Below are 12,216 nucleotides of genomic sequence, written 5' to 3'. Positions count from 1 at the left end.
GCCAACGGCCGCGCGCTCGTCGCATCAGGACCAGGATAGGCGCTCATCAATCAGAACAAGGAAGGGGAACATGTCGCATGCAATGCCCGACCGGCTGTTGCCGGGCTCGCCTTATCCGCTCGGCGCCCATTGGGATGGACTCGGCGTCAACTTCGCGGTGTTCTCGGCGAACGCGCAGAAAATCGAGCTTTGCCTGTTCGAGCCGACCGGCCGCAAGGAACTCCGCCGCTTCCCGCTGCCCGAATGCACCGACGAAATCTGGCACGGCTATCTGCCGAATGCGCATCCGGGCACCGCCTACGGTTTCCGCGCGCATGGGCCGTATCAACCGCAGCACGGGCATCGCTTCAATCCGCACAAGCTGTTGCTCGATCCGTACGCGCGCAAGCTCGTCGGGCAGTTTCGCTGGTCGGATGCGCTGTTCGGTTATCGCGTGCATTCGAATCGCGCCGACCTTTCCATCGACCGGCGCGATTCGGCGCCGGCCATGCCCAAGTGCGTCGTGATCGACGAAGCGTTCGACTGGTCGCACGACAAGCGCCCGAACGTGCCTTGGGGCGAGACCGTGATCTACGAAACGCATGTGCGGGGCGCCTCGATGTTGCGCGCCGACTTGCGGCAGCACGAGCGCGGCACCTTCGCCGCGCTGGCTTCGCCCGAGTTCATCGAGCATTTGCTGAAACTGGGCGTGACCGCCGTCGAATTGCTGCCGGTGCATGCGTTTCTCAACGACCGCTTTCTGGTGGAGCGCGGGCTGCGCAACTACTGGGGTTACAACACCGCGGCGTTTTTCGCGCCGGAGCCCTCGTACCTGAGCACGCACCGGCTCGATGAAATGCGCATTGCCGTGCGGCAGTTGCACGCGGCCGGCATCGAGGTGATTCTCGACGTGGTCTACAACCACACCTGCGAAGGCAACGCGATGGGGCCCACCGTCTCATGGCGCGGCCTCGACAACGCGAGCTACTACCGCCTGATTCCCGGCGACGAGCGCCACCATATCAACGACACCGGCTGCGGCAACACGCTCAATCTGCCGCATCCGCGCGTGCTGCAAATGGTGATGGATTCGCTGCGCTACTGGTCGACGGCGTTCAACATCGACGGTTTCCGTTTCGATCTCGGCGTGACGCTCGGCCGCGAGCAACACGGTTTCGATCCCGGCTCGGGTTTCTTCGACGCCTTGCGCCAGGACCCGATCCTGTCGCAACGCAAGCTGATTTCCGAACCGTGGGACATCGGCCCCGGCGGCTATCAGCTCGGCAATCATCCACCGGGCTTCGCGGAATGGAACGACCGTTTTCGCGACACCGTGCGCCGTTTCTGGCGCGGCGACGCGGGCTTGCGGCCCGATCTCGCCGCGCGTCTCACGGGCTCAGCCGATCTGTTCAACCGGCGCTTCAGAAAACCGTGGGCGTCGATCAATTTCGTGGCGTCGCATGACGGTTTCACGTTGGCCGACATCACCGCTTACGAGCAGAAGCACAACGAAGCCAATCAGGAAGACAACAACGACGGTCACAATGAAAACTGCAGCCGCAACTGGGGCGTCGAGGGCCCGACCGACGATCCCGAGATGCTGGAAACGCGCAAGCGCGTGGCGCGCTCGCTGATCGCCACGCTGCTGATCGCGCTCGGCACGCCGATGATGCTGGCCGGCGACGAATCCTTGCGCACGCAGAACGGCAACAACAACGCGTACTGCCAGGACAACGACTTATCATGGATCGACTGGGAACGCGCGCAAGCGCCGGACGGCCGTCAGATGACCGAGTTCGTCGCGCGCGTGATCGCGTTGCGCAAGCATCATCCGCTGCTGCGCGAGACACGCTTTCTGTTCGGCGATCGTGAAGTGTTGCCGGGCCTGTTCGACGTCGGCTGGTTCGACGAAAACGGCGACCCGCTCACGATCGAAGCCTGGGAGGACCCCGAAGGCCGCGCGTTCACGCTGCGGCGCGCGGGCCCGGGCCTGAACGGCGAAACCGAAGTATTGTTGATGATGCTCAACGCGGGCGACGAAACGCTGCGCTTCGCGCCGCCGCCACCACACCTGGAATGGCATGTGCTGCTAGACACTGCCGAGCCGGACAGCGCGCCGCATCGACTGGCGGTTCCCGAGGTGGAGGTGGCCGCGCATAGCCTCGTGATGCTGGCCGCGCAACCGGTGGGCGAGGCCGATTGGCAGGCGGGCTGGAAGGCCGGCGCGCAACATGGGCCGCGGCTGTTGACCGCGCTGCCGCCCGATCCGGGTGCGCATGCGCCCAGCAGCGATACGTCGCCGACCGCCTAGGCGGCAAGCGCGTCGCGACAGGCACGGCATGCATGGCGTGAAAAAGGCGGCAGCGTCGAGCCGCCCCCGGAGCCCGGAGAGACACGACGGACAGGTAACACGCGGCACGCAGGCAAAACCGAATGGTGACGACTCATGTCAGAAAGCCCGATTGATCCTCACGCGCATCATCACGCGCATTGTCTGCCCTTCGGCGCTCAGTTGGTGGGCGCCGCGGGGACCAATCCCTGCACCCGCTTCCGTTTCTGGGCGCCGTCGTGCAAGAGCGTCCAGGTGGAAATCGAAAGCGGACCGGCCGCCGGCGCGCACGACATGGCGCCCACCGGCAACGGCTGGTTCGAAGCCACGGTCAACGGCGGCGCGGGCACGCTGTACCGCTTCCGGCTGGATGGCGAGCATGCGGTGCCCGATCCGGCGTCGCGCTTTCAGCCGCACGATGTGCATGGGCCGAGCGAGGTCATCGACCCGCGCGCGTATCGCTGGGAACACGCCGACTGGCATGGCCGGCCGTGGGAAGAAACGGTGCTGTACGAATTGCATGTCGGCGCGATGGGCGGCTATGCGGGCGTGAAGAAGCGCTTGCCGGCGCTCGTCGCACTCGGCGTGAGCGCCATCGAGTTGATGCCGTTGAACGATTTTCCCGGCAAGCGCAATTGGGGCTATGACGGCGTGCTGCCGTATGCGCCGGATTCCGCCTATGGCCGCCCCGAGGAACTGAAAGCGCTGATCGACGCCGCGCACGGTCTCGGCCTGATGGTGTTTCTCGACGTGGTCTACAACCACTTCGGGCCGGACGGCAACTATCTGCACGAATACGCCCGCTCGTTCTTCCGCGACGGCACGCATACGCCCTGGGGTCCGGCGATCGATTTCGAGCGCTGTGAAGTGAGCGACTTCTTCACGGACAACGCGGTCTACTGGATCAACGAATATCGCATCGACGGTCTGCGTTTCGATGCGGTGCACGCGATCGACAGTCATGCGTGGCTGCGCGAACTCTCCGACCACATTCGCGCGCGGGTGCAGCATGGCCGGCATGTGCATCTGGTGCTGGAAAACGAACACAACAGCGCGAGCCTGCTGGAAACCCATTTCAGCGCACAGTGGAACGACGATGCGCACAACACGCTGCACGTTTTGCTGACCGGCGAAACCGAAGGCTATTACCACGCGTATGAAGATCAGCCGATCCGCCGGCTGGCGCGTGTGCTGTCGGAAGGCTTCGCGTATCAGGGCGATCCGTCGCCGCTGCACGACGGCGCGCCGCGCGGCGAATCGAGCAGGCATCTGCCGCCCACGTCGTTCGTGATGTTCCTGCAGAACCACGATCAGATCGGCAACCGCGCATTCGGCGAGCGTCTGCGCAAGCTGACGTCGGACGACGCATTGCGCGCCGCCACCGGTTTGCTGCTGCTGTCGCCGCACATTCCACTGCTCTTCATGGACGAGGAATACGGCTCCACGCAGCCGTTCCTGTTTTTCACCGACTACACCGGCGAGCTCGCCAACGCCGTGCGCGAAGGACGGCGCCGCGAGTTCGCACGCTTCTCCGCGTTCAGCGACGCCAGGCGGCGCGAGCAGATTCCCGATCCGAACGATGAACAGACGTTCATCGCTTCGTCGCCGCCGGAGCCCGTTCAGCCGCCCGCGCAAACCGACGAGGCGAAGGATCGGCTCGACTGGATGCACTTCTACAAATCGGCGCTCACCGTGCGGGCGAAATTGATCACGCCACGTCTGAGGCACGGCAAGGCGCTCGGCGCGGCCGTGCTGAGCACCGAAGGCGGCGCCGACGCCCATGCGCTGGTCGCGCGCTGGCAACTCGGCGACGGCGAGACCTTGTCGGTGGCGTTGAATCTTTCGAAGGAGAGCGTGCCGTTCAACGACGTGCCCGCCGGCAAGGTGATTTTCGAAACGCCGCCGCGCGTGCGCGAACAGGTCGACGTCAACGTGCTGCCGCCGAATGCGTTCGTTGCATGGCTGACCGGCGACGTGAGCGACTACGCGATCGGCCACGATGCCCGCGTTGTCGGCCAACAGGAGCACCACGCGTGAACAGCACCCGACGCCCCAGCGACACGATCGTGACGCTCGCCACGCGCGCCGGCTTCGAGGTGGAGTGGCAGGATGCGCATCGTAAGACGCAACACGTGCCCGAGAACACGCTCACGGTGCTGCTCGAACGGATGGGTCTGCCGTGCGCCAACGCGACGCAAATCCGCCAGAGCGCCGCCGCGTTGGAAGCCGAGTTATCCGGCCGCAAACTGCCGCCGCTGATGACCGCGCAGGTCGGCCGCGGCATCGCGTTTCCCGCCGCGCCGATCAAATCCGGCAGCCACTATCGGATCGAGCTCGAAAGCGGCTCGATCATCGACGGCCGCTTCACGGCGCCCAAAGGCGAGGAAGCCTTGCTCGCGCCGATCGACGAGCCCGGCTATCACACGCTGGTAATCAACGAGCAACGCGTGACGCTGGCGGTGGCGCCGCGGCGCAGCTATACCATCGCCGACGCGTGGCGCACGCTGCATGGCGACAGCGCCGCGCACACACCGCTGCTGTGGAGCATCGCCGCGCAGCTATATGGCTTGCGACGCGCGGGCGATGGCGGCATCGGCGACTATTCGGCGCTCGCGCAACTGGCGATCGGCAGCGCGAAGCGCGGCGCGCATGCGCTCGCCGTCAGCCCGACGCACGCGATGTTCAGCGCGGAGCCGAACCGCTTCAGTCCGTATTCGCCGTCGTCGCGTTTGTGGCTGAACGTCACGCATATCGATCCCGCTGCCGTGTTCGGTGCGGACGCGGCGCGCGCCGCGCTCGAAGCCGCTGGAGCCAGCGACGCGTGGTCGAATCTCGAAGCCTTGCCGCTGATCGACTGGCCGAACGCCGTCACGCTGAAGCTGAAGGTCTTGCGCACGCTCTACGAAAATTTCTGCGCGCACGAACGCGCGCGGAATGCGCCGCGCGCGCTGGAATTTCACGGCTTCTGCGAGCGGGCCGGACGCGCGCTCGAAGACCACGCGCGTTTCGAAGCGCTGCAAGCGTGGCAACTTGCGCAGGAAGGCGGCAACGGTCATTGGCGCAACTGGCCTGCCGCGTTGCGCGATCCGCGCAGCCCGGAAGTCGAGGCCTTCGCCGAAGCGAATCGTCATGAAGTCGACTTTCATCTGTTTCTGCAATGGCTCGCCGCGAAGGGTTTGTCGCACGCCCAGCATGCGGCGCGCGATGCGGGCATGGCCGTCGGCCTGATCGCCGATCTCGCCGTGGGTTGCGATAGCGCCGGCAGTCATGCGTGGTCGTACTGCGACGACATGCTGCAAGGGGTGTCGGTGGGCGCGCCGCCCGATCTGTTCAATCAGGCGGGGCAGGCGTGGGGCCTCACCACGTTCTCGCCGCGCGCAATGCGCACGCAAGGTTTTTCGGCCTTCATCGACATGCTGCGCGCCGCGTTCGCGCACGCGGGCGGCATCCGCATCGACCACATTCTCGGTTTGCGCCGCCTATGGCTCGTGCCCGAGGGCGAAAGCGCGCGCAACGGCGCGTATCTGCGCTATCCGCTCGAAGATCTGCTGCGCCTCATCGCGCTCGAATCGTGGCGGCATCGCGCGATCGTGATCGGCGAGGATCTGGGCACCGTGCCGCCCGGCTTTCGCGAACGGCTCGACGAGCACGGCATCGCCGGGATTCGCGTGCTGTGGTTCGAGGGCGGGCACGACGGCAAGGGTTTCAAGCCGCCGCGCGAATGGGACCGCAACGCGGTCGGCACCACCACCACGCATGATCTGCCGACCGTGGCCGGCTGGTGGCGCGGCAGCGACATCACGTGGCGCAACCGGATCGGCCAGACGATGGCGCGCGCCGACGGCCGCGATCCCGAGCAAGCCGCGCATGAAGACCGCGCGAACGACCGCGCCGCGCTGTGGCGCGCGTTCCAGCAGGCCGGCGTGGCCGCGCCCGACGTGGCCGCGCCGCCGCCGGATGAAGCGCCCGTGGACGAAGCGCTCGCGTTCGTCGCCGCCACGCCGGGACCGCTCGTCACGTTTCCGCTCGAGGATTTGCTCGCGCAGGTCGAGCAGCCGAATCTGCCGGGCTCGATCGACGAGCATCCGAACTGGCGCCGCCGCATGAGCTTGCCCGTCGACGCGCTGTTCACGGACGACACCTTCTGCGATCGTCTGCTCGCGGTGGACCGCGCGCGTGGCGCCGCAACCGTTCCCTCCTCCAGCGCCTCCAACGCTTCCAGCGCTTCCCCGGAGCCTGATACGCCATGACCGTCCCACGCTCCACGCTGCGCCTCCAGTTCCATCGAGGCTTCACCTTCGACGATGCCGCGAGGCACGTCGACTATTTCGCCGCGCTCGGCGTCAGCCACGTGTACGCGTCGCCCGTCACGACCGCCGAGCCGGGGTCGATGCACGGCTACGACACCGTCGACTACACGCGGGTCAACGCCGAATGCGGCGGCGAAGCGGGCCTCAGGCGTCTCGCCGACAAGCTGCGCGCGCACGGCATGGGACTGATCGTCGATATCGTGCCGAACCATATGGGCGTGGGCGGGTCGAGCAACGCATGGTGGCTCGACATTCTCGAATGGGGCCGCCACAGCGCGTATGCGCGCCATTTCGATGTCGACTGGCATTCGCCCGATCCGGCCTTGCGCGGCAAGGTGCTGGTGCCGACGCTCGGCGCGCCGTATGGCGACGAGCTCGCGGCGGGCCGCATCGCGCTGCGTTTTTCCGCTGACAGCGGGCGCTTTCATATCGGCTACGGGCCGCATGTGTTTCCGGTGTGTCCGACCGATTACGCGTCGATGCTGCAAAGCGCGGACCGCGCCGATCTCAGCGCGCTTGCCGAGCGCTTCCAGGGATTGACCACCCAGCCCGCCGATCAGCCGCGCGCCGCCGAGGCGCGCGAGATGCTGCGCGAGTTCGTCGCGCGAAACGGCACGTCGGCGCTCGAGTTCGTGTTGCAGACCTACGCGCCCGAGGAACCCGTCACGCGCGACCGCCTGCATCGGCTGATCGAACGGCAGCACTTTCGCCTCGCATGGTGGCGCACGGCTTCCGATGAAGTGAACTGGCGGCGCTTCTTCGACATCTCGACGCTGGCCGGCGTGCGCGCGGAACGGCCCGAAGTGTTCGACGCGGTGCACGCGCTGGTTTTCCGGCTGTATCAGGAAGGCGTGGTGGACGGCTTGCGGATCGATCACGTCGACGGCCTGGCCGAGCCGCGCGAGTACTGTCAGCGCGTGCGGCAACGTCTCACGGAACTGCGCGACACCGCGCCGTATGTGGTGGTCGAAAAGATCCTCGGGCGCGGCGAACGCTTGCGCGACGACTGGCCGGTGGACGGCACGACCGGCTATGACTTCATGAACGACGTGGGCGCGCTTCTGCACGATCCGGCCGGCGCGGAACCGCTCGCGCAAACGTGGGCCGAACTCACCGGCCGCAGCCCGCGCTTTGCCGACGAAGCGCTGGCGGCACGGCGCAAGATTCTGGTCGAAAACCTGTCGGCGGAACTGGACCGCGCGGCACGGGCGCTCCATCGCATCGCCCGCGATTCGCTGAGCACACGCGATTTCACCTTCACCACGCTGCGCCGCGTGCTGACCGAACTGGTCGTGCATTTTCCGGTGTATCGCATCTATCCGCAGAACGGTTTGCGCAGCGCCGCCGACAACGTGTATTTCGAGCAGGCGCTCGCCGGCGCGAACGAGACGCTGCCGCGCGCGGACCATGTCGCACTCGATCGCGTGAACGCATGGCTGGGCGGCAGCGCCGAGGAAGCGCCCGCCGCGCGGGCCGGCGCGCAACCGCAGCAGGGCCAGAACGGCGGGCCGCCGGGTCACTCGGGTTCCGCGCGGCGCACCGCGCAGATCCTGTTTTCGCAATTGACCGCGCCGGTCGCCGCGAAGGCGGTCGAGGACACGGCGTGCTATCGCTATGGCCGTCTGTTGTCGCGCAATGAAGTTGGCGCGGATCCCGGCGAGTTCGCGCTGTCGGTCGAGGAATTTCATGCGGCCAACCTGGAGCGCTCGCAGCGCTTTCCTCATGCGATGCTCGCCACCGCCACGCACGATCACAAACGCGGCGAGGACGTGCGCGCGCGACTCGCGGTCTTGAGCGAGATCGCGCACGACTGGGGCTCGACCTTGCGCGCGTGGTCCACGTTGAACGCGCCGCACCGCCGCGCGCTCGACGGCACACCGGTCAGCAGCGTCGGCCAGGATATGAGCTATGACTGGGCGCCCGGCCCCGCCGCCGAGGCGATGCTGTACCAGACGCTGGTGGGCTGCTGGCCGCCCGATCTGCAGCCGGACGACGAGGCCGGCATCAAGGCATTGGCCGAGCGCGTCGCACAGTGGCAGTTGAAGGCGCTGCGCGAGGCGAAGCTGCAAACCGGCTGGCTCGCGCCCGACGAAGGATATGAAGCCGGCTGCCGCGATTTTCTGTTCGACATCCTGGCGCCGCAGCGGCGCGACGGGTTCCTCGCGGAGTTGTCCGGGTTCGTCGCGCGGATCGGCCGAGCCGGTGCGCTCAACAGCTTGCAGCAGACGGTCTTGCGGCTGGCGTCGCCTGGCATCCCCGATCTTTATCAAGGCACCGAGTTGTGGGACTTCAGTCTGGTCGATCCCGACAACCGCCGTCCCGTCGATTTCGCGAAACGCGAGGGGTGGCTCGCGCAGACGCCGCCGTCCGAATTTCTGCCGGGTTGGCGCGATGGACGCGTGAAGCTCGCGGTGGTGCAGCGCGTGCTGGCATTGCGCGCGCATCTGCCGGAGTTGCTGAGTCAGAGTGCGTATCTGCCGCTCGCGGTGCGTGGCGCGCATGCGTCGCATGTGATCGCGTTTGCGCGACGGCATGGCAACGCGTGGGCGGTGGTGGTGGCTAGCCGGCTCGCCGCCGGCCTGCTCGGCGAGGATAGCGATTTGCCGCTCGTCGAACCGGCGAAATGGGAGGATACGGCGGTGGAGGTGCCCTCCGACCTTTCGGCGAGGGCGTTGTTCGACTGGCTGAGTCCGGCCGCGCCGAAGGCGGGAGAGAACGGCTTGCTGTATCTGCGCGACGCGCTGGCGGCGATGCCGATTGCGCTGCTGGTGGAGGATGGCGTGCCGCGCAGTTAGGGCGGCGGTTCACCGCCTCGTGACTCAGCCGCCTTCGTCGTCGAAGATTTTCGGGTACACGCGCACGAGCACGATGCGCGGTCCCTTCATTTTCTTGACCACCACGTCGAAGCGGTCGAACTCCACTCTCTGCCCTTCAGACGGCAGATCGTTCAGCGCCTGAATCACGAGGCCGCCGACCGATTCGGCCTTGCCCTCGTCGATATCGATGCCCAGCGCGCGCTCCAGCGACACCACCGGCAAGCTGCCCTTGCCCATCAACGTGCCGTCGTCCATGCGCGACCAGTCGGCGTCGCCCTGACGGAATTCGTCGTGAATCTGGCCGACCAGCGCGCCGAGCAGGTTGTCGAGCGTGAGAAAGCCGATCGGCTTCGAGTTCTTGTGACCGACCAGCGCGAAATGCGGCGCACCCTTGCGGAAGCGGCGAAACAGTTCGAGCGCCGGCATCTCCGGCTTCACATACTGCACGGGGCGGGCGTACTTGGAGAGGTCGTCGAGCGTGCTGCCCGCGTGCCGCGCCAGCAGCAGGTCTTTCAGATGGATCATGCCGGCCACGCGCTCGCCGGATGCGTCTTCGAACAGGGGATAGCGGCTGAAGCGATGCTGCGCCACGACGTGCATGTTTTCGCGCGTGGGCAGATCGAGCCGCAAGCCGATCATTTCATAGGCCGGACGCATCAGGTCGGACACAGTCATGCGCGAGAAATCGAGCGAATGCGCGATGGTGTTCCACTCGTCCTGACTGTATGCGCCCTCCGGCGAACCCAGCTCGCTCGCGACGTTGGTGCGGCGGCCGCGCAAAATCAGCTTGAGTTCGTCGGTTGAATAGTGCGAGTCGTGACCGTGGTCCTCGGCGAGTCCCGCGAATTTCAGCACCGCGTTGGCGCTGCTATTGAGCACCCAGATCGCCGGGTACATCGCCCAGTAGAAACCGTACAGCGGCATGGCGGTCCACAGCGAAACTTTCTCCGCCTCGCGAATCGCCAGCGACTTGGGCGCGAGTTCGCCCACCACGATATGCAGAAAGGAAATGCACGAGAACGCGAAGAACAGCGAGATGCCGTGGATCAGCTTTTCCGACTCCACGCCGATCAGGCTGAAGACCGGCATGAGCAGTTCGGCGAACGCCGGCTCGCCGATCCAGCCGAGCCCGAGCGAAGCGAGCGTAATGCCGAGCTGGCAGGCGGACAGATACGCGTCGAGACGCCCGTGAACTTTTGCCAGCAGCCGTCCGCGCAGGCCGTGCCGGTTGGCGAGGCTTTGCACCCGCGTCTGCCGCAACTTGACCAGGCCGAATTCCGCGGCGACAAAAAAACCATTGAGGGCAACGAGCAACAACGCACCGATAAGGGCGACGACCTGGATCAAAGCTGGGGGCTCCGGCAACAAAAGTTGTCAGTATAGAGGGTGAAAGCTCGTTGAAACCTCAATGGCGCGTGGGAAAGCGCCGCAGTCGGCGGTCGCTCACCTCGCTGCGGCCGCGCTTAGCGGCACCTTCAGCGCGAGCGTGGCCGCTGCGCTCTCGGTTGCGTCGCTTTGCTCGAAGCTGCCGCCGTGCGCTTCCGCCACGCGTTTGCAGAGCGCCAGCACCCACGCGATCCGCTTGGCTTCGCGCGGCTCGCGCGCCTGCTTGCGCGCAAAGGCTTCGAGCACATGAGGCAACGACGGATCGTTCAGCGCGGTAGCGTTCGTGTCGTACGTGACGGTGGCGTGCCAATTCGTCGCGTCCGCGCGTGTGGCCAATGCGGCCGTGGCGCCCTGCGCGCTTGCTTCGACCGCGAAGGTCAGCATCACCCACAAGGCGCCGGCGAGTCGCTCGCGGTCGCCGTTGAGCTGCTCGGTGGCGAGTTGCGAATCGACCTTGACCTCCACGCCGCGCGCGCGAGCCAATCCCGAGCGGACCTCTTCCACGGTTTCGTCGATCAGCGGATGCAGCGGAAATGGCGCGCATGCGAGCGCCAGCGATTTCGTCTCGGCGCGCGTGGCGTCGACGATCGTCTCGAGCAGCTTCACCTGCTGGTCCACGCCGTTACGAATGCCGGTGACGGCGCGTTGCGCATTGGCGTCGTTCGCGTCGAGCTTGCGCTCGAGCACGTAGGCCCAGCTATGAATGGCGTTCAACGGACCGCGCAAGTCGTGCGAAACCAGCGAGAGCACATGATCGCGCATGAACAGCGCGGTTTCCGCACGAAGGCGGGCAGTGCGTTCGGAGACGGCGAAGCCGGAAGGAGCCGGCTGTTCGCCGGCGGAGCCGGCGTAAGACGTGGTCACGATCGAGCCCTCAGGCGTTGCATGAATGGTTTGAAGAAGCCCCATTATAGGCATGCGGCCTGGCGCAGCCAGCCTGGCCGGATGGCCAGTCTGGTCGCAATCGGCATGCCACGCGGCAATCCTCGGCATGCGGCGCCAACGCGCCTACAATGTCGGTTTTTACGTTTTTGACCTGAGGAGCGACTATGTCGACAGTAACAACCGAATCCGGCCTGAAGTACGAAGACATCGTCGAAGGCACCGGCGCCGAAGCCGTGGCCGGCAAGACCGTCAGCGTGCACTACACCGGCTGGCTGACCGACGGTCAGAAGTTCGATTCGAGCAAGGACCGCAACGACCCGTTCGCTTTCGTGCTCGGCGGCGGCATGGTCATCAAGGGCTGGGATGAAGGCGTGCAAGGCATGAAGGTCGGCGGCACGCGCAAGCTGACGATTCCGCCGCAACTCGGCTACGGCGTGCGCGGCGCGGGCGGTGTGATTCCGCCGAATGCGACGCTCGTGTTCGAAGTCGAATTGCTCGGCGTTTAAGTTTT

Annotated in this window: 7 protein-coding genes; 5 read left to right on the top strand and 2 right to left on the bottom strand. The window is 66.2% G+C overall.

The window, feature by feature from the left end:
• Positions 1-70 precede the first annotated feature (70 nt).
• The 4 genes from glgX to treY all read left to right on the top strand — a co-directional run bounded on the left by glgX (position 71) and on the right by treY (position 9,413).
• Positions 71-2,290 carry a glycogen debranching protein GlgX gene (glgX, locus tag CUJ90_RS24480; protein WP_073428598.1) on the top strand — a complete coding sequence of 740 codons (2,220 nt, stop codon included), beginning with the start codon at positions 71-73 and terminating at the stop codon, positions 2,288-2,290.
• Between the two features lie 135 nt (positions 2,291-2,425).
• Positions 2,426-4,345: a malto-oligosyltrehalose trehalohydrolase gene (gene treZ, locus CUJ90_RS24475; RefSeq protein WP_114164104.1), complete on the top strand. Its 1,920-nt coding sequence runs from the start codon at positions 2,426-2,428 to the stop codon at positions 4,343-4,345.
• Positions 4,342-6,558 (top strand): 4-alpha-glucanotransferase, encoded by a 2,217-nt coding sequence (malQ, locus tag CUJ90_RS24470; protein ID WP_114164103.1) that lies wholly within the window; start codon positions 4,342-4,344, stop codon positions 6,556-6,558. Before treZ ends, malQ begins: the two co-directional genes overlap by 4 nt.
• Positions 6,555-9,413 carry a malto-oligosyltrehalose synthase gene (gene treY, locus CUJ90_RS24465; protein ID WP_114164102.1) on the top strand — a complete coding sequence of 953 codons (2,859 nt, stop codon included), beginning with the start codon at positions 6,555-6,557 and terminating at the stop codon, positions 9,411-9,413. The genes malQ and treY overlap by 4 nt, the downstream gene beginning before the upstream one ends.
• Positions 9,414-9,437: 24 nt before the next feature.
• Here the strand turns inward: treY and CUJ90_RS24460 are convergent, their stop codons facing one another.
• Together CUJ90_RS24460 and CUJ90_RS24455 are read right to left on the bottom strand one after the other, a co-directional pair.
• Complete coding sequence (locus tag CUJ90_RS24460; protein WP_073428594.1) at positions 9,438-10,781, bottom strand: hemolysin family protein; 1,344 nt, start codon at positions 10,779-10,781, stop codon at positions 9,438-9,440.
• 96 nt (positions 10,782-10,877) lie between these two features.
• Positions 10,878-11,684 (bottom strand): sensor histidine kinase, encoded by an 807-nt coding sequence (locus tag CUJ90_RS24455; RefSeq protein WP_083083005.1) that lies wholly within the window; start codon positions 11,682-11,684, stop codon positions 10,878-10,880.
• A 185-nt stretch (positions 11,685-11,869) separates the two neighbouring features.
• On the opposite strand from CUJ90_RS24455, the gene CUJ90_RS24450 reads away from it, so the two are divergent.
• On the top strand, positions 11,870-12,211 hold the full coding sequence (locus tag CUJ90_RS24450; protein ID WP_027803023.1) for an FKBP-type peptidyl-prolyl cis-trans isomerase: 342 nt from the start codon (positions 11,870-11,872) through the stop codon (positions 12,209-12,211).
• The last annotated feature ends 5 nt before the right edge of the window (positions 12,212-12,216 follow it).

This window comes from Paraburkholderia terricola (assembly GCF_003330825.1).
GTDB classification, from domain to species: domain Bacteria; phylum Pseudomonadota; class Gammaproteobacteria; order Burkholderiales; family Burkholderiaceae; genus Paraburkholderia; species Paraburkholderia terricola.
Note: the sequence above shows the minus strand (reverse complement) of the source record. Positions and strands in the feature narration are given on the sequence as shown.

Coding starts and splice junctions, on each gene's coding strand:
- CUJ90_RS24450 (WP_027803023.1), top strand. CDS start 11,870: ATGTCGACAGTAACAACCGAATCCGGCCTGAAGTACGAAGACATCGTC.
- treY (WP_114164102.1), top strand. CDS start 6,555: ATGACCGTCCCACGCTCCACGCTGCGCCTCCAGTTCCATCGAGGCTTC.
- glgX (WP_073428598.1), top strand. CDS start 71: ATGTCGCATGCAATGCCCGACCGGCTGTTGCCGGGCTCGCCTTATCCG.
- treZ (WP_114164104.1), top strand. CDS start 2,426: ATGTCAGAAAGCCCGATTGATCCTCACGCGCATCATCACGCGCATTGT.